The organism is Rhodococcus sp. NPDC056516, from assembly GCF_042794655.1.
GTDB lineage: Bacteria > Actinomycetota > Actinomycetes > Mycobacteriales > Mycobacteriaceae > Rhodococcus_F.
On sequence record NZ_JBHTTG010000002.1, the window covers coordinates 791,159 to 806,159 of the forward strand.

At 52.3% G+C, this 15,001-nt stretch carries 24 protein-coding genes and 1 tRNA gene; 20 read left to right on the plus strand and 5 right to left on the minus strand.

Features of this window, described 5'->3' with window-relative positions; all coding sequences use genetic code 11:
- Positions 1-636 carry a GIY-YIG nuclease family protein gene (locus tag ACFQ6Y_RS08860; RefSeq protein ID WP_378631173.1) on the minus strand — a complete coding sequence of 212 codons (636 nt, stop codon included), beginning with the start codon at positions 634-636 and terminating at the stop codon, positions 1-3.
- A gap of 66 nt (positions 637-702) precedes the next feature.
- On the opposite strand from ACFQ6Y_RS08860, the gene ACFQ6Y_RS08865 reads away from it, so the two are divergent.
- Positions 703-1,521, plus strand: a complete 819-nt coding sequence (locus tag ACFQ6Y_RS08865) for a hypothetical protein (RefSeq protein ID WP_378631175.1) — start codon at positions 703-705, stop codon at positions 1,519-1,521.
- An 853-nt stretch (positions 1,522-2,374) separates the two neighbouring features.
- Here ACFQ6Y_RS08865 and ACFQ6Y_RS08870 read toward each other — a convergent pair.
- The 3 genes from ACFQ6Y_RS08870 to ACFQ6Y_RS08880 all read right to left on the minus strand — a co-directional run bounded on the left by ACFQ6Y_RS08870 (position 2,375) and on the right by ACFQ6Y_RS08880 (position 4,273).
- Positions 2,375-2,608: a hypothetical protein gene (locus ACFQ6Y_RS08870; protein WP_378631177.1), complete on the minus strand. Its 234-nt coding sequence runs from the start codon at positions 2,606-2,608 to the stop codon at positions 2,375-2,377.
- A gap of 156 nt (positions 2,609-2,764) precedes the next feature.
- The gene (locus ACFQ6Y_RS08875; protein WP_378631179.1) at positions 2,765-3,337 is read right to left on the minus strand and encodes a DUF3560 domain-containing protein; all 573 of its coding nucleotides are present in this window, start codon (positions 3,335-3,337) and stop codon (positions 2,765-2,767) included.
- Positions 3,338-3,439: 102 nt separating this feature from the next.
- Entirely contained in the window at positions 3,440-4,273 is an 834-nt protein-coding gene (locus ACFQ6Y_RS08880) for a replication-relaxation family protein (RefSeq protein WP_378631181.1), read from the minus strand.
- Positions 4,274-4,702: 429 nt separating this feature from the next.
- On the opposite strand from ACFQ6Y_RS08880, the gene ACFQ6Y_RS08885 reads away from it, so the two are divergent.
- The 4 genes from ACFQ6Y_RS08885 (at position 4,703) to ACFQ6Y_RS08900 (ending at position 7,467) form a co-directional block, all read left to right on the plus strand.
- On the plus strand, positions 4,703-5,674 hold the full coding sequence (locus ACFQ6Y_RS08885) for an ERF family protein (RefSeq protein WP_378631183.1): 972 nt from the start codon (positions 4,703-4,705) through the stop codon (positions 5,672-5,674).
- A 203-nt stretch (positions 5,675-5,877) separates the two neighbouring features.
- Positions 5,878-6,426: a hypothetical protein gene (locus ACFQ6Y_RS08890; protein ID WP_378631185.1), complete on the plus strand. Its 549-nt coding sequence runs from the start codon at positions 5,878-5,880 to the stop codon at positions 6,424-6,426.
- Between the two features lie 196 nt (positions 6,427-6,622).
- On the plus strand, positions 6,623-6,904 hold the full coding sequence (locus tag ACFQ6Y_RS08895; protein ID WP_151530625.1) for a hypothetical protein: 282 nt from the start codon (positions 6,623-6,625) through the stop codon (positions 6,902-6,904).
- Between the two features lie 74 nt (positions 6,905-6,978).
- Positions 6,979-7,467, plus strand: coding sequence for a hypothetical protein (locus ACFQ6Y_RS08900; RefSeq protein ID WP_336874366.1), 489 nt, complete (start codon positions 6,979-6,981; stop codon positions 7,465-7,467).
- On the opposite strand, the gene ACFQ6Y_RS08905 is transcribed toward ACFQ6Y_RS08900, so the two are convergent.
- Positions 7,464-7,646: a hypothetical protein gene (locus tag ACFQ6Y_RS08905; RefSeq protein WP_030537814.1), complete on the minus strand. Its 183-nt coding sequence runs from the start codon at positions 7,644-7,646 to the stop codon at positions 7,464-7,466. The two genes, ACFQ6Y_RS08900 and ACFQ6Y_RS08905, sit on opposite strands and share 4 nt — an antisense overlap.
- Before the next feature lie 59 nt (positions 7,647-7,705).
- On the opposite strand from ACFQ6Y_RS08905, the gene ACFQ6Y_RS08910 reads away from it, so the two are divergent.
- From ACFQ6Y_RS08910 to ACFQ6Y_RS08980, 15 genes are all read left to right on the plus strand, one after another.
- Entirely contained in the window at positions 7,706-8,356 is a 651-nt protein-coding gene (locus ACFQ6Y_RS08910; protein WP_378631188.1) for a recombinase family protein, read from the plus strand.
- Positions 8,357-8,401: 45 nt separating this feature from the next.
- Positions 8,402-8,980 carry a hypothetical protein gene (locus ACFQ6Y_RS08915; RefSeq protein ID WP_378631190.1) on the plus strand — a complete coding sequence of 193 codons (579 nt, stop codon included), beginning with the start codon at positions 8,402-8,404 and terminating at the stop codon, positions 8,978-8,980.
- 132 nt (positions 8,981-9,112) lie between these two features.
- A complete protein-coding gene (locus ACFQ6Y_RS08920) occupies positions 9,113-9,340 on the plus strand; it encodes a hypothetical protein (RefSeq protein ID WP_378631192.1) in 228 nt (75 codons plus the stop codon).
- Between the two features lie 278 nt (positions 9,341-9,618).
- Complete coding sequence (locus tag ACFQ6Y_RS08925; protein WP_020907314.1) at positions 9,619-9,858, plus strand: hypothetical protein; 240 nt, start codon at positions 9,619-9,621, stop codon at positions 9,856-9,858.
- A complete protein-coding gene (locus tag ACFQ6Y_RS08930) occupies positions 9,855-10,019 on the plus strand; it encodes a hypothetical protein (RefSeq protein ID WP_168422032.1) in 165 nt (54 codons plus the stop codon). The genes ACFQ6Y_RS08925 and ACFQ6Y_RS08930 overlap by 4 nt, the downstream gene beginning before the upstream one ends.
- The gene (locus tag ACFQ6Y_RS08935; RefSeq protein WP_378631194.1) at positions 10,016-10,225 is read left to right on the plus strand and encodes a hypothetical protein; all 210 of its coding nucleotides are present in this window, start codon (positions 10,016-10,018) and stop codon (positions 10,223-10,225) included. Before ACFQ6Y_RS08930 ends, ACFQ6Y_RS08935 begins: the two co-directional genes overlap by 4 nt.
- Positions 10,226-10,414: 189 nt before the next feature.
- Positions 10,415-10,660, plus strand: a complete 246-nt coding sequence (locus tag ACFQ6Y_RS08940) for a hypothetical protein (RefSeq protein ID WP_378631197.1) — start codon at positions 10,415-10,417, stop codon at positions 10,658-10,660.
- On the plus strand, positions 10,657-10,797 hold the full coding sequence (locus tag ACFQ6Y_RS08945) for a hypothetical protein (protein WP_218680383.1): 141 nt from the start codon (positions 10,657-10,659) through the stop codon (positions 10,795-10,797). Before ACFQ6Y_RS08940 ends, ACFQ6Y_RS08945 begins: the two co-directional genes overlap by 4 nt.
- Positions 10,798-10,825: 28 nt before the next feature.
- The gene (locus ACFQ6Y_RS08950) at positions 10,826-11,680 is read left to right on the plus strand and encodes a TIR domain-containing protein (RefSeq protein WP_378631200.1); all 855 of its coding nucleotides are present in this window, start codon (positions 10,826-10,828) and stop codon (positions 11,678-11,680) included.
- Positions 11,681-11,705: 25 nt separating this feature from the next.
- Positions 11,706-12,485 carry a hypothetical protein gene (locus ACFQ6Y_RS08955; protein ID WP_378631203.1) on the plus strand — a complete coding sequence of 260 codons (780 nt, stop codon included), beginning with the start codon at positions 11,706-11,708 and terminating at the stop codon, positions 12,483-12,485.
- Positions 12,486-12,984: 499 nt separating this feature from the next.
- Positions 12,985-13,079 (plus strand) — tRNA-OTHER (locus ACFQ6Y_RS08960).
- Positions 13,080-13,802: 723 nt separating this feature from the next.
- Positions 13,803-14,030: a hypothetical protein gene (locus ACFQ6Y_RS08965; protein WP_073513809.1), complete on the plus strand. Its 228-nt coding sequence runs from the start codon at positions 13,803-13,805 to the stop codon at positions 14,028-14,030.
- On the plus strand, positions 14,027-14,233 hold the full coding sequence (locus ACFQ6Y_RS08970; RefSeq protein ID WP_378631206.1) for a hypothetical protein: 207 nt from the start codon (positions 14,027-14,029) through the stop codon (positions 14,231-14,233). The genes ACFQ6Y_RS08965 and ACFQ6Y_RS08970 overlap by 4 nt, the downstream gene beginning before the upstream one ends.
- Complete coding sequence (locus ACFQ6Y_RS08975) at positions 14,233-14,601, plus strand: hypothetical protein (protein WP_378631209.1); 369 nt, start codon at positions 14,233-14,235, stop codon at positions 14,599-14,601. The genes ACFQ6Y_RS08970 and ACFQ6Y_RS08975 overlap by 1 nt, the downstream gene beginning before the upstream one ends.
- Positions 14,598-14,861, plus strand: coding sequence for a hypothetical protein (locus tag ACFQ6Y_RS08980; protein ID WP_378631211.1), 264 nt, complete (start codon positions 14,598-14,600; stop codon positions 14,859-14,861). The genes ACFQ6Y_RS08975 and ACFQ6Y_RS08980 overlap by 4 nt, the downstream gene beginning before the upstream one ends.
- Positions 14,862-15,001 lie beyond the last annotated feature (140 nt).

Below are 15,001 nucleotides of genomic sequence, written 5' to 3' on the forward strand. Positions count from 1 at the left end.
TCAACGTCCACCCACACCAGGGTTCGGTACCACTGGCAATTCCCTCGCCCGATCGCGTGCCGATTGCCGCGCAGCCTTCAGAGTTGGGAAGAAACTGTTGTGTGCGTTGGCATCCAAGTTCAGAGGAACGTCCAGACTTGAGATGAGCTGGTGCTCCAACACCCAAGGCTCGGGGTTCAGAACCCACGAGACCAATGCGTTCTCAGCCATCCACTCGGACAAGACCTTCTCGCCCGCAACGAATGTCAGCCGTTTGCCCGAACCAACCAGACGTAGCTCGATCCCCAACCGATCGGACAGTAGGCACCCAAGAGTCAGCCGCAACGTCGAACCTGCTGCGTTACCTTTGTAGTGAGTCTTGATCCGAGTCCGAAGAGTCTGCTTGCTCGGTGCTTTTCCATTAGTGGGAGGTGCTGATGGACTGATCCCCGTGTACAGCAAGGTCAGTCCGTCCTTCTTCGCGCACCCTGCCGTGTTGATCTCAGCGGGCAACTCTCGGAACCACCAGCCGTAAACACCTGGAGTGGCCGGCACGGGGCATGGAGTCGTTAGAACCTGCGCACGAGTGTGGGGAGATGCCGCCAGGTAAAGGGCGCTTTCATCCACGGCGATGTCAGTGGTGGGGATCAGGTTCATAGCGAGGATGTTCGCATAGTGGTCTGACAGTGAAGGACGATCGGTCGGATCTGCTTAAATCAGCGGGTGACCCACGAAAATGTTGATGAAGACCCAGACCTCCGGAGATCAAAAGCTTCGGGCTCCCGTCGTAAGCGACTTCGGAAGTGGATTACAAAGTTCTCGTTTCCAATTCCTGGACTCGACGTAAGAATCTGGTACTGGCCACTTGGTGTCGCAGCATTGGTACTCGGCCTTCTCGTGGGGTGGGGGTTCGCACACGACTGGGGATCGTCACAGTGGGGTTCTTTATCAGGCTGGTTCTCGGGGTTGCTCACCGCGAGTGCAGTCACCGTTTCCCTCTACCAACTGGCAGTCACGCGCAAGGATGCCGACCGCAGACAGCAGGAGCAATTCGATCAAATCGCCGCGCACCGCCAGATCGACACTATTGCGCCCATTTGGGAGGCCATCGGGGACGCCGACATCGCAATATTGAAGGTTACGAATATTGTGGACGAAATGCAGCTTGTCCAGAGACAATATTCTAAATATGATCCGGGAACAGCGGATCATCTAGCTATAACGCTCAAACTTAAGAAAATAAGGCCCCGATTGAACGCTCAGTTCAAAGAATCCGCACCCGCGATTCTAAAAGCCGAGCTTTCGTTCACAAACGCAATCATGATAGTCGAACAGAAAGACGTTCGTCGTGAACTCAACCAGCTTAAAGACGACTACACTGTACTGTCCCGCACATTTGCGAAAATAATTGAATCTGACACTATTACTGGAACTTGGGATCACACTCGACTCGACCAGGCAAAATCTACCGTCTTCAAGCATCGGCAAACCATGGTTGAAGCAGTACGCGAGCATCTCGTTCGGCCACAAAGAATCAATTAATAGCCCACTCCACCCCCACTCCCTACTACTTGAGGGGAGAGACAAACTGCGTTCTTTACAAGCTATCCTTACACCTCCGCCAATGCTCACGACACTCCTGTCGGCTTGCCAGTTGGGATCTGTTCCAACGGAAGTTTCTCGATAGTTCAGCGCTGAGTAAGTCGGGCGAGTCAACATTTAGTCACGGTTCGCCAAGCCTGTCAGGGCTGCACCCACAGTTTTGGGCTTAAATGCATGCGAGGGGGCATCGGCTAGCCTGTGGCAGGTCCCTCGCACAACTGCAAGAGAATGCGGTTAATTAAGCCGCCCACTTCCGATGTATCCCCCTCAGCTGCATTCAATCCAATCAGACTGCAAACTGATTTCTTGTAAAGGTATGGACTAAATCAGCGAAGTTTCGTATAATAAGGGCATAGCAAGTTGTGCGCCCACTAGAAATAGTGGGTTATACTTTAACCCTTTACATGTCCCTAATCTGACTTAGACAGCCGCAACAGTCGTTTAGCAAGTCGTGCATTGGCTTCCTCCATTTAAGCACAGTCGGCTATATTTTCACATACTTGACGTTTTCCATATTCCACAATCCCTCGCCTCATGCCATACTGAAGACAGCATGGTGGATAATGAAAAACAACTCCCTCTTACCAACAGACGAATCGTCATCCCTCAAACGCCGTCACCCACCACAGACGCAGCAAGACAAGCTGATCTCGCAGAGAACCTGAAACGCCACAAAACTTTCATGATGAACTACGATCGTCGTAATATGTATAGGAGGCCTAGCCCCGCCCGCAAGGGTGCCTCAGACAAGAAGAACCCCGCCAAGTAGCGGGGTTCTTCTATTAGTGGTGCATTATTCTTTGCGAAGCAATTTGTCAACGGCCTCTTTTACCTGATCAATCGACATCATGTTTTCGCCCGCTTCATCTTCTGGCGATACAAAGTAATAGCCTTCAAGTTCAATCTCTGCGGTGTTGCTGATCGCTTCGATCACTTGACCTTCATCATCGAGCGCGTGTTGCTCCAATGTCCTGATTTCTGCACGTATTTCATATCCACGGTAGTTCATATTGAGTTGTTTCTCCATTATTTAGTTATTGCTATCGCTGCCACTAGTAAGCCGAGTAGACCTATGACTAGAGCGGAGTCGTCATTATTGACTGGCCTACGTTTGTAGGACACAGGCTTAGGCCTGATCGACTGCTTACTTGGGGCAAGATCAATAATCTCGCCCGTTCTCGTGTCAACGACTTGCCGAACTGTCACGTTCAAGCCTCGCAAGTCGCTTCTTATTTCGGCTTATCGACCCCGATAGATTACTACCGAGGAACGGTGGCAACTGTCCATTCTTTCCCATCATCCCCCGCATACTTTGAAGCTCGTGAAGGTTGCTTCTCATCTTTTCACTCAATAATGACTCATCAGCCTGCCCCTTCCTTGCAGACGCATTGTAAGCTTTTATCTCATCACGGAGGCGTTCTGCATTCTGTATCTTCTCCCGCAGCTTGTCGATCGCGTCTGCGTCATCGTCATAGATTGCACGGTCTACGGCAGATCGAATGTTACTTGCCTTGGACTTCATCTCTTCTGACTTCTGCGAGTTCTCCACGCCGCGATCCATGGCACCGATTACTCGATCGCGGTGACGTAGCGATGCACGTTCAGAGTGGTGTCCTACTAATATTGGTTGACCAAACGGCACGTCCTTTACCAGACTACGAACCGTAGTGAAGTTGTCTTCTGCCTTGGCTGCTCGTTTCTCTGCCCACTCTTCAAGTCGAGCAGCCCTTGCTAATCTTCGTTCCCTATATGTCATATTCAAATCTCCAGCTTTTATATTGTTATTCAGGTGTCACCACCTCTATATCTATTATCTCACCACCCCCGCAAATAACCAATAGTCAAACCGTTGTACTATCTACCTCAAGAGCTGTGGAAAACTCGACAGCAACGCAACTGATATAAAGCCCTCAGGAGTCTGCGGCGCACGACGGAGGATAGTTCTCAACTCATCGGCCCGAGCCTCGTCACAGGCCAGGAAAAGCACGCTAGGGAACACATCAAGCGGGTACTCTGCCGAATGTTCGAGCGCGTACTTGTAACGATCCACTTTCTCCAGGATCTGCTTTTGTCGTTCACTGCCCATATCAACTTCAAGCCACAGCACCACTCGCTCACGCTTCTCCCGAAGTCCAAGCTCGACGTACAGATCAGGGCGAAGATCAGCGCCAGCAACATCAATCCAACTGTCAGGCTCCGTACCGTAAGTCAGTACGTCCACCCACTTTTCGCGCTCAGCCTGTTTGATTGCCACGTAAGCATCAGCGATTGCGAGAGTGTGGGGGTTCAATGTCCGCTGCGGTCGGTAGCGAGTACTTGAGTACATGCGCCAAGCGTTTGGCCCGAGGGCGTAGCAATACCGCTGCGATCCCCCACGAGCGCCACCAGGCAACATCTGATTGACACGGTGCAACAAGCCCAGTCCAGTTAGTCGTCGCAACGCATTTGAACACGGCGTTCTGGATGCAAGTTCGGAAAAGATCAGAGCATCAATATGTCCGCTGGACAGCTGAGAGAAGCGACTGACCAAGTTGAGGATCTCCCTGTCGCGGGCAAGTAACTGCATAGAAGAACGATACAGGTACTGAGCGTCAGCGCGTGGCGGTTCATCTCCGCTGGTAGCAGCCTCTACGGGTATGTCTCGACCCTGCGGGCTACCTGGCGGCTGGTACTGGGTTGAAACATAGCTCATCTCCTTAACATTTAACCACACAATGTCATGAACTGAGTTTTCCACAGGTCACATTTCGCTATTGCATAATTTACGCGTTTGGCTCATAGTTATTAGTGAATCAACGCAGCACATTGTGAGCTGGACAGACTAACCGATTCGACACACAAGACATTAAGCAGGGGGCTGTAACTAAATAGATGGAAGATTCTTAGATTATGAACAAACCGAACGAGAGATACCCGAAGCAAGTCCGCAAATGGGGAATCAAGAAATCAATGTTCAGCGTCCTGTTCCCAGCTACACGAGCTAAAGCAGTCGATGTGCGAGCGGAGAAGCTGACCGAACAACTTGGGCACACAGTGTCGCGATCCATGGTCCTAGATGATCTAGTGATGCGAGATCCCGACCTGCAGCGGATAGAGAAACAACTTAATAAGGAGATTACAGATGGCAGAAAAGGAAAAGCAGGAAGAACCAAGCGAGGTTAAGAAGCCAGCAGATATGCCGGCTGCGCCTGAGCTTCCCCTTCTAATGCCACCAGCCATCGCAGCAGCTCTTGTGAAGCTTCAGGGAGAGGTTAAGACGGTCATCAAGGGCGCGAAGAACGCACACTACGGCAATACATATGCCGAACTTGCAGACGTCCAAAATGCCGCTCTGCCACTGCTCTCGAAGCACAAGCTAGCACTCACGCAGTGGGTGATGTCGAAGGACGGCAAGCACTTCCTCCGAAGCTACTTGGTACACGAATCAGGTGTCGGAGTAATGCACGACACTGACCTTCTACTGGTCAAGAACGATCCTCAAGGACTCGGTTCAGCAATCACGTATCAACGGCGACAGACCACGATGGCGATTCTCGGACTATCTGCAGAGGACGATGACGACGACGGGAACAAGGCCGCCAACAGGCAGGCTAAGCCCACCGACGAACAAATCAGCGAGATCCGACAACTGTGCGTAGATCTGAAGTTCCCGAAGGAGCAGATCGATACTCGTCTCGTGTCCCTACGAACAGAGGACCACGCAACTGTAGCGATCGCGAATCTACGCAAGCTTGTGTCCGAGAAAGCACGAATCTTGAGGAATGACGAAACGCCTGCCACACCTGTATTCACTGGTGATCGCGACCAAGTTGTACCGAACGAGATCATCGTGAAGACCTCGGGTAAGGACGATGTAGTCCTGAACCTCCAACGACAAATGTTGGATCTGCCTATATCCGACAAGGCACGGCGCAACCTGGTAGGCCACGTGACTGGAAGCAAGTTCGGGACGAGCAAACCTTTCCTCAAGAACTGCACGGCAGAAGAGATCACCGCGATCGCTGAAGCAGTTGAGGAAATCAAAGCGGGAACGTATGACCTACCACCCGAGTGGACTGATGACAGCATCACTCCCCCGGTAGAGACTGCGTGATGAGTCTCGCCTGGTGGAACGATCCGCGGGAGGTTCGTCAATACGAGATGGAAGCTGACGTTCAACTGAACAACCCGAAACCGCTGTCAGAGCACGAGAAGTCGTTGCTTCAAGCGATAGGAACGCTGCTCGCAGCCCCAGCCAGTTCAAACGAACCAGCGCAATAACAATTAGAGAGGTGGAGACCTCGGGAGAAACCAACTATGCCAGCAAGTGGCTCAACCAAGATCAATAGAGAGATTTTCGACAGCATCGTTGCACGATCGAAGAAATCAACTCCAGACGAAATCGCAATGCAAACCGGATACAAGGTATCCACGGTCAAGTTCATCCGCCAGGCAAAGACCTGGGAAGAGTTCCAAAGACGCCGAAACGCACAAGCGCAGCGTGTATCTGCCAAGAGAGCGATGAACCCAGCACCGCGACCCGTTGCGTCTAAGACGCACAGCTCACCTAAGCCCGTAAAGGTCACTCAGCCCACCACTGAGCCGCGTCATGATGAAGTGACTGCCCACATGCTCAACGAGGCGTACGAGGCGTACGAGGAGTGCCAGGCTACGAATCGTCACTTGACGGCATTGGTCGAGAAGCTATCGGACCGACTTGAAGATCTGAGCCTGCAACACGACTCACTCAAGCTAGATAACCGACGCAACCAGTCGGCGATCAAGGCACTTCAGGATGCTGAGACAAGGCACATGGTCGCGACTAACAAGAGCGACCGTTCATGGTTCCCGTGGAGCAACAGGTGAGCGGCACGAAGGCCGGCGGGCTGAAAGCTAGGGACCGCAACCTCGCGAAAGACCCAGATTTTTACAAGAAGATCGGCGCGATCGGTGGACGTCTAGGCACGACTGGAGGCTTTGCTGCCGACCCCAAGCTGGCTCGGATCGCAGGTGCGAAGGGCGGACGAATAAGTAGGCGTGGGAAGAAACAGGTCACGGAGCAATGACCCAAGAGCTCCAACTCGGATTACAGATCGAGAGTGAATCTCAGCCCAACCGTCAGCCGAAGCGCACCAAATCGGGAGACCTCCGCGCCACCGACCTCAAGGCGATCCAGTGGTACACGATCAACAACGGATACAAGCCCGCAGCGACTAGCGCGGTGCCGCACATCCACTTCACCACACAGTCTGGTGAAGACGTGACAGTCCATCTCGGAGACATCCTCGATGAGTACGACGAGTTCAAGCGCACCACTCACGGGAAGCGCAAGGCCGCAGCGTGACGGGACACTTCATCCATCATCCGCAGTGCAGATCAACCATCAGAAAACAACCAAGAGACACCGAAGGAGGTGATATGAAACAAGCGAAATTTAAAGTGGGACAGAAGGTTCGCTGTATTATTCCCAGAGATCCACAGGAGAGTAGAGGTGGAGCTGGCTGGACATTTGGCCGGGTATTCACTATCGCCAGAGTGAGCTCAAATAACTGGAGTGAGAGCGACACCGTCTACTACAACGACACCGATGGCAACGGCGTATACAGCGAGCACTTAGAACTCGTCCGTAGCGTCAAGACGTTTGACAACCTCGAAGTAGGCGACATCATCGTGGATACTGACGGCGATGAAGCCAAGGTTCTGGCGGTACTCGGAGACGTCTTTTTGAAAAGTGGGTGGAATGACTTTGATGAAACAGCCTCCTGGTTGACCGTCTCCGAAGCGAAGAGTGCAGGCTGGACAGTCAAACAAGATACCCCAACTGAAGAGATCACCGAACTCTCCATAGCCGAGCTAGAGAAGAAGCTCGACCTCACAGCGGGCACGTTGCGGGTGAAGAAGGACTAGGCCGAGACGTTCACAAGCCACGCAAGGGCAGTCCAGATTGTGTAGAGCACTCCGCCAATGGCGAAGAACGCCATGAGCGCACCCAAGCTCGTCCAGCCCTGAACGAACGTAGCCCACATCCCAACGACGATGAACCCGACGGTCATCAGGACTAGCAAGAGGAAGTCACCAAAGCTCATCGGATGACCGTACAGGTCCACGCCGACACCAATCACCAGCAACCACCAAGAGGAGGCATATGCCAAGAGTCATCGCCTATGTGCGAGTCAGTACCAACAAGCAAGACGTGGAGAACCAACTCAGCGGCATACGCATCTTTGCCGAGCGAGAACGTATCGAGATCACTGAGACTGTGGGCGAGACGATCAGTGGCTACAAGAGCGCCCTCACCGAACGAAAGTTAAGCGAAGTACTCGAAGGGCTTGAACGCGGCGACATGCTCGTCGTGAGCGAGACCAGTCGTATCTCGCGTCGGCTTTTGGACGTACAGAACACGATCCATGACCTACTCGATCGTGGCATCGGTGTCGTCGCGGTCAAGGAGAACATCGTCTTCAAGGACGACATCAACTCCAAGGTGCTCGCGTTCGCGTTCGGACTGTCTGCTGAGATAGAGCGCAATCTCATCTCGGCACGAACACGGGAAGCGTTGGCACGTAAGAAAGCTGAAGGCATGATCCTTGGCCGGCCAGTTGGTTCGGGCAAGGTCGAAAACCTCAAGCTGTATGGCAAAGACGAGCAGATCCTCGAGCTTCAGCTGAAACGAGTCTCCAAGTCCGCAATCGCCCGCATGTTTGACGTGAACCGCGAAACATTGAATCGCTACATCAAACGTCAAAATTTGGACCGGGAATTGCTATGGAGACGCCACAACAAAACCACCAATTAGTAGATATATGCAGAAATTGCTAGATATGAGAAAATAGATGCATATATGAAAAAGTCCTTGACAAACGATTTACAACGCTGTTTCGCCAGCGATATGAGCGACAAGTATATTTCGCATTTTTTACAAGTAGATGTTCAGCTAGTAGCAGACGCACGAAGTGGCGAGTTTCCGTTCGATGAACCAAAGAAGCAACGAATGCTGGAACGCAGTCGAACCAAGCTCGTTCCAGTCAGGCGTCCATTTCCAAAACTGACGGACGGGATGACTGATGGCGACAGGATCATTGCACTGACACGGCACGGCCTGTCCGCCTCGAAGATTCAGAAATTCCTCACGACACCAGCCAGCACCAAAAGCATTAACCAACATGCGACAAAGGTTCTCGGACCCCCAAAGAAGGGGAACAACAGCGTGGAGAACTGGCTTGATCCAACGATCAGGGTGTACGTGGTGGAGTGCATGAGCCGACTCGGCAAGAACCCGTACCAGTGTGAGCTTTGCCTCGATCACGTGCCTAAGGGGTGCCAAATCCACCACACGAAGTACGCGGGGGCGACCGTTTACGACCTGATGTACATCTGCAATAGCTGCAACCTGTCGAGAGAAAACAAAGGTCTCGACTAGAACCCAACCGCTGGCATTGCTGGCCGTCGAGCGTAACTATTATTCAGCGCACCACGCACTATTAGTTGCTATACACCCGCTCGTCGTCCAGCTGTGTCAGCGAGTACACAACTTAATAAGGAGAACCAATTTATGTCCACACGTTATTCATCATCAAGCAGTTCATCGAGCAGCGGAGGCATCGGCTTCGTTGGTCTGCTCACCATCGTCTTCATCACCCTCAAGCTACTGAACGTGATCAATTGGTCCTGGTGGTGGGTGGTTTCACCGATCTGGATCACAGCGTCGCTCGTCTTAATCACGGTCGTACTTGGATTCATCGGATACCTGATCTACAGGGCGCTCAGGAGGAACAAGTAGATGAGCGGTCGACACACCAAGACGGCAATCGTCACAGTAGGGGTGATCGCCGTTGCAGTGGTCGCCTCGACAGGGACAGCCCTCGCAGCGCGATACATCGAATTGCCTTGGACGAACACTATTTACCAAGTGAGTAGCCGAGAGAACCAGGGGAAGACTCCAACTGTCAGCATGTTCGACCACGACGGAAACAAGTGCTACGTGGTCACAGGCGCGCAGGAGGAAAATTATCGATCCGACGGCGACCACGTCGCCATCAGCTGTGTGAGGTCGAACTGATGGAACGCTTCCCCTCCCCCGAAGAACCCGAACGCTACAAGATCAACACTGCTCAAGAGGAAGCACTACGCAACCTCTGCCATCGCTACGGCGTGGAGTACCGAGCTGACGACTACTACGTCTACCCACCAGATGCAGCAATCTGCGCGGGTTATGCCGAGGGTTGGGTTGGCGGTTACGTAGATGGTGAATCACGGCTATACGTCGGGGTTTCACCAGATGGGCGGGTCAATTCATGAACGCCCAAGCAAAAACTGCAATCGACAAACTGAAGATCATCGGCGAGATAACTCAGAACCAGGAGCTCAAACAGACGATAAAAGTCATGGTCGAGCTGGTCGAAGCACAGGGCGCTGGCGGCGAAGAGCTTGGATTTACTTCTCGGAGTACCGAATCATGATCGCTACCAAGGAAACTCACACAGCCAAGATCCTCAAACTGCTCAAGGCCAAGGGCAAGGTCAGCAACCTTGAACTCCGCAAAGTCGCGTGGCGCTACCCCGCTCGCGTCCTCGATCTGAAGCACGAAGGTCACCTGATCCGCAGTGTCCACGACAAGGGACCGCTGTGGTTCTACATCTATGACGGACACGAAGACCATGTATGAGTCCAGAGATCGCATCTGAACACGAAGGCAAACGTGGGTACAAGACGTACTTCGCTGCGCATCGATATCTGAAGAGTAGACGGCGAATCCCATCGATCCCGCACCGAGTACTACAGATCTACTCCTGCCGATTCTGTCATCAGTGGCATGTAGGAAGCACACCAAAGAAAAATAAGAAGAGGAAGTAATATGACAACAACCAAGAACATCGAGAATCCAAAACCTAAGGGCTACACACGAATACACTCAGACAGTCCGAATCCTAGACATGTATCACTGTCCATCGGCGACGTGCCGATCAACTTCTCAGAAGCCACGATCACACTTCGAGCAGATGAATTTGTCACAATTCAGATCACCACACGGCTCGACAGCCTTGATCTCGTCGCACTTGAGCGCGACACAGAGGTAGTGATCACGAGGGACGAACGGTGAACCTTCTCCCCTACTTGATCCCCGCACTCAAGCTAGCCGGCCGATGGATCGCGACGTTCCTGGTAGTCGCCGTGATCATCGTTGGAACCCTGTACCTGTCGCTGTTCATCGTTCCAGTGCTGGTCTGGCACACGTAGGGACTGGTCGGATTGGTACTGTTCGCGCATGGAAGATGAGATGCGCGAACCACCGAAGACCAAAGTATTCATCAGTTGGTCTGGGAGTAGATCTTCGAATATCGCCAAGGTATGGCACGAACTGCTCAAAGACATGTTCGAACGGGTCGAACCGTTCATGTCAAGTACAGACATTGACGCTGGCGCACGTGGGTTCGACGACATTAAAGCCAAACTAGACGGTAGCTCCTTCTGTATCGCCATCGTCACCAAAGAAACAGAGAATGCGCCTTGGATAAATTTTGAGGCTGGAGCACTTTCCAAACAGGTGTCAAACGCTCATGTTCGGATCGTGCCGTGCCTAGTCGGCTACGAAAATGAGGGCGACCTTCTCGGACCACTAAAGCAATTCCAAGCCAAGATGCTCGACAGGGACGGTATCATCGATATCCTCAAAGCCCTATCTAAGGTCGTGCCCATAGATTGGAGCGACAAAGCCAAGCATTTTGACCGTCTTTGGGACGAATATGACGAGAAATTCCAGATAGCACAGAAAGTATCGAATTCCCAGCCTGCGGGCCGTAGGGAAAAAGATATGCTTAAAGAGGTTGTCAGCTTGACCCGCGACATTAATGAGCAGGTAGCAACCCTAGTTGCGAACAGCAACGAAAATAAGGCAGCATTCCACAAGGTTGAATACGTCTATGAAAAATGTCGCATCTCACTCAAGAAACATCTGGCCGAAAAGTATGACCCCGTTCCCCGATTACCTCGCATTGCGGCAACCACGCTGCAATTGTTCATTTTGGCAACCGAGGAAAACTACGAGAACCATGGGGAATTTCTAGACGAACTCTCAGACAAATACGATGCACGGATAATGATCATACAAGAAGTAATTTAGAGGACTTTAACGCAAAGGAGGTGATATGAATGAAAAACTAAACCAGCCCAACCCCGAACACTGGTCAGATGAACAACTTATCGACCACGAAATAGCAAGCGCCACATCAGAAGAGCGCTCAATTGGAGACGCTGGCGCACGCGTGATCGCCTCGCAATGGCATGGCGGTCAGGCGAGCGCCCTCTATAGCCTCACCAGTACTGGAGCGATCGATCTACCCCAGGTAGTCGCTGAGATCAACGAGTCTTGGGCCAACGCCGACACCGACTACAACCGCGAACACCTCGAAGCCCTTGGCGCGTACGTCATGGCTCGTGAGTCACATGATCCCGTCGAAGGATGGTCGAAGCAGTGGCTCACTCCCCCAGATGAACCAACTGAACAGGACGACTTCTGCCCCGCCTGTCGCGCCCACCTATCCGCCCCTCACTCCGTAGGTTGCCCACTCGGTGAAGAAGATCCCGAGCTACTTGAACGAGTTGAGCAGGCTGTCACAGCTAAGGGAATCGCAGTCGCACACTGGCTTGAGTACGTCGGCTTCAGGAACGGCGAAGAGCTAGAAGCGGCGATCAACATGTTCGAGGACCACCACCTGGGTCACTTCGAGAGCATCGAGGCGTACGCAGCCGACTACTTGATCGAGAGCGGACTCGAAGCTCAGCTGGATCAGTTGAGGCAGCACCTACCTGAAGACATGAGACAACACGCCAAGTGGGATGAGGCAGGTATCGCACACGACTTCGCCTTGAACGCCATCCACTCTGTTGAAGACGACGACGGCCATCTGTACCTGTTCACCAAGTAGCGAGTTATCCACAACCACAACGCATTTCGTGACATTTCGCTATTGCACTTATTGGCCTTTTGGCTCATAGTTATTCGCAGAGGGGAACACCAAAGCAATGAATACAGAACGCGAAATCGTGAACATCAATCTCGAGTACGAGCACGCCGATGACACACCGTTTCTACGGTTGATCGGCCAGTACAAGACGAAGCGCCGAGCACGTGAGGCTCGCAAAGACAAGGAGACGATATTATCGCGCTCACAGTCTTTCATCTCACGAAAGCGTTCACTGCGATAGTGAGACCCAGAAGGTAGCAAGGTTGCCCGCAAAACTCCGTCTCGAACGGTAAGGCCATGTCTGATCAGGACGGCAACCAAGCACCACACTTAGCCGCACAGCGAGGGCGGCCGAGATGCACCTTTACAGAACAGTTCATGCAGTTAAATGGGCGCATCAGAAAATAATTAGAGCATTGAATTGCGATTTTTTACAGCTACCTGGTGCGCTCTTATGTGCATACAAGTGGCGGAATTGGTAGACGCTGTTGGCGAGGATCAATCTAACTGTTCCAGACCGACGTTAGAGTGCAGGTTCAAGCCCTGCCTTGTGTGCGCAACATGGACTATGTAAGACGTACGATGCTGGTAGCAATAAGCAGATACAAGTACTTGCCACCTAGGAATGGTAAGCAACTCTGGAAGCCGCTTAGTCTGCTCTGTTTTGCAAGACACCAGAATGCGTACAAATGTGATTGCTACCAGCACCATACGCCTTACATAGAACAACTGCTAGTAGTGGATGGAGAGACAATTTCTCCTAGGGAAGCAACCAAATGCACTCGTAAGAGGATATGCGGCGCATTACTAGCAGCCATTTAACCGCATGAACCACTTCCACTTCCCGGCATATTCATCGTGTGCTGGGAAGTGGGCGCATGAACCCACAGCTCGTGCGCTCTACTGGTCAGGGTTTAGGTGAGAGGGTCGCGCCGATTAATAAGGCGCAAGGGAGTCCACGTCGTGAGACCTCCTTCCGCGAGGCCCAGCTCACCCCCTGATCCCAAGTCGCTGATCTCTGCACCTGGATCAGCACTTCGTACCTGTCACGAGTTCCCACATCTGTACCGCTTCAAAGTTTGCCCTCCAGCTTCTCTGAAGTACCACCAGTGGAACGTAATCCGCACACATTCGGCTAGTACGTGGACTCATGACGGGTATCTAGTTACTCCATCGAGGTTCTGTTGAAGCCCACCCTCAACAGGACACTTGATTACTCGATGGCGCGACCAGATTGACTGTCACACAACCAAATAACAACTGAACAAGGAATCATCCATGGCACACAACGGACCTGAATCACTGCCGAACCAACCGTGCATCGACCATCTAGCCGACACGGTGGATCTACGGGCAGACATCGCCAAGCTCGCACTCATCCTCGCATTCGAGGATACGTTCAACGAGGTAGACGAGCGACTGATCACACGGGAAGAAGCTCTTGTCCGCATGGAGGCATTGGCTCCGCACATCTTGCATGGTGCTTACCGCGGAGGTGCGGCATGAACGGACAACCAATCAAGCCAATTGCATTGCGATTGACAGATCATTCGATGGCCGAGCGCCTACAAGACCTGTCTGTTCAGCACGGATTGTCCCTCAACACGACGGTGAACATGCTGCTTGGTTACGCCTTCAACAAGGTCGATGAGGAGGGCAAGGAGTTCATACCAGTCACGGTTTTTGAGACGAAGGAAGGAGGCGAGTAATGGATAAAGAACTATTTGAGCTATGTAAAGTCGTGTATGAGCGATTTCCAGAATGGCAAATCGAAGATGCAAAGTTCTTTGTTAACGATTTTGGCACGATTGAAACATTGTACGCTGCGGAGATACTACCGCCAGCATTCATAGTGTGCCCGCTTTACACCTCAGACTACCTACTAGAGAGATTGCCCCTTCGTTCAAAACGAATCGAAGACACCGCGATGCTTGGCAGGGCAACAAATAACAACGGTTGGTCGATTGTATATAGAGATATGGCATATCTAGCCGACACACCCGTCAAAGCTCTCTTGAAGCTAATAATCGCACTAGATGATGCAGGTCGGTTGGTTGCTGCGGAGACAACTGCATGAGCGAGCACTCCTCTACCTACGGTCACAACGAACCACCCCAACCATCCCGCCTCGAAACCGAGATCGCAGCCAAGTTCGCAGGTATCCCGAACGCTCAACTCATCCGCAAGATGGAGCACGCCCAGGACTTCGGCTACGACGATGAAGAGTTTGAACTCAACCGACGTCTGAAGCTTGGTGGCCTCGCATGGCGTTGGAGCGGGGACTTCTACCGACCAACGGTTGAGGTGTACAAGCCGGAGGTTGGTGATGGCGAATAGACGCAAAGACCGCCTAGTTCCAGCAGGCTTCATGCGCTACGAAGGAGAGTACGACAAGGCCTTCTACACCATCATCACCTTCAACGGGGTGCGGTATGAACACATCTGGCCGAACGGCGGCACGTTCGACGTGGGAAGCA

Excerpts from the sequence above, each read along its gene's own strand:
- ACFQ6Y_RS08860 (WP_378631173.1), bottom strand. The coding sequence starts at position 636 with ATGAACCTGATCCCCACCACTGACATCGCCGTGGATGAAAGCGCCCTT.
- ACFQ6Y_RS08870 (WP_378631177.1), bottom strand. The coding sequence starts at position 2,608 with ATGGAGAAACAACTCAATATGAACTACCGTGGATATGAAATACGTGCA.
- ACFQ6Y_RS08875 (WP_378631179.1), bottom strand. The coding sequence starts at position 3,337 with ATGACATATAGGGAACGAAGATTAGCAAGGGCTGCTCGACTTGAAGAG.
- ACFQ6Y_RS08880 (WP_378631181.1), bottom strand. The coding sequence starts at position 4,273 with ATGAGCTATGTTTCAACCCAGTACCAGCCGCCAGGTAGCCCGCAGGGT.
- ACFQ6Y_RS08885 (WP_378631183.1), top strand. The coding sequence starts at position 4,703 with ATGGCAGAAAAGGAAAAGCAGGAAGAACCAAGCGAGGTTAAGAAGCCA.
- ACFQ6Y_RS08890 (WP_378631185.1), top strand. The coding sequence starts at position 5,878 with ATGCCAGCAAGTGGCTCAACCAAGATCAATAGAGAGATTTTCGACAGC.
- ACFQ6Y_RS08895 (WP_151530625.1), top strand. The coding sequence starts at position 6,623 with ATGACCCAAGAGCTCCAACTCGGATTACAGATCGAGAGTGAATCTCAG.
- ACFQ6Y_RS08900 (WP_336874366.1), top strand. The coding sequence starts at position 6,979 with ATGAAACAAGCGAAATTTAAAGTGGGACAGAAGGTTCGCTGTATTATT.
- ACFQ6Y_RS08905 (WP_030537814.1), bottom strand. The coding sequence starts at position 7,646 with ATGAGCTTTGGTGACTTCCTCTTGCTAGTCCTGATGACCGTCGGGTTC.
- ACFQ6Y_RS08910 (WP_378631188.1), top strand. The coding sequence starts at position 7,706 with ATGCCAAGAGTCATCGCCTATGTGCGAGTCAGTACCAACAAGCAAGAC.
- ACFQ6Y_RS08915 (WP_378631190.1), top strand. The coding sequence starts at position 8,402 with ATGAAAAAGTCCTTGACAAACGATTTACAACGCTGTTTCGCCAGCGAT.
- ACFQ6Y_RS08920 (WP_378631192.1), top strand. The coding sequence starts at position 9,113 with ATGTCCACACGTTATTCATCATCAAGCAGTTCATCGAGCAGCGGAGGC.
- ACFQ6Y_RS08925 (WP_020907314.1), top strand. The coding sequence starts at position 9,619 with ATGGAACGCTTCCCCTCCCCCGAAGAACCCGAACGCTACAAGATCAAC.
- ACFQ6Y_RS08930 (WP_168422032.1), top strand. The coding sequence starts at position 9,855 with ATGAACGCCCAAGCAAAAACTGCAATCGACAAACTGAAGATCATCGGC.
- ACFQ6Y_RS08935 (WP_378631194.1), top strand. The coding sequence starts at position 10,016 with ATGATCGCTACCAAGGAAACTCACACAGCCAAGATCCTCAAACTGCTC.
- ACFQ6Y_RS08940 (WP_378631197.1), top strand. The coding sequence starts at position 10,415 with ATGACAACAACCAAGAACATCGAGAATCCAAAACCTAAGGGCTACACA.
- ACFQ6Y_RS08950 (WP_378631200.1), top strand. The coding sequence starts at position 10,826 with ATGGAAGATGAGATGCGCGAACCACCGAAGACCAAAGTATTCATCAGT.
- ACFQ6Y_RS08955 (WP_378631203.1), top strand. The coding sequence starts at position 11,706 with ATGAATGAAAAACTAAACCAGCCCAACCCCGAACACTGGTCAGATGAA.
- ACFQ6Y_RS08965 (WP_073513809.1), top strand. The coding sequence starts at position 13,803 with ATGGCACACAACGGACCTGAATCACTGCCGAACCAACCGTGCATCGAC.
- ACFQ6Y_RS08970 (WP_378631206.1), top strand. The coding sequence starts at position 14,027 with ATGAACGGACAACCAATCAAGCCAATTGCATTGCGATTGACAGATCAT.
- ACFQ6Y_RS08975 (WP_378631209.1), top strand. The coding sequence starts at position 14,233 with ATGGATAAAGAACTATTTGAGCTATGTAAAGTCGTGTATGAGCGATTT.
- ACFQ6Y_RS08980 (WP_378631211.1), top strand. The coding sequence starts at position 14,598 with ATGAGCGAGCACTCCTCTACCTACGGTCACAACGAACCACCCCAACCA.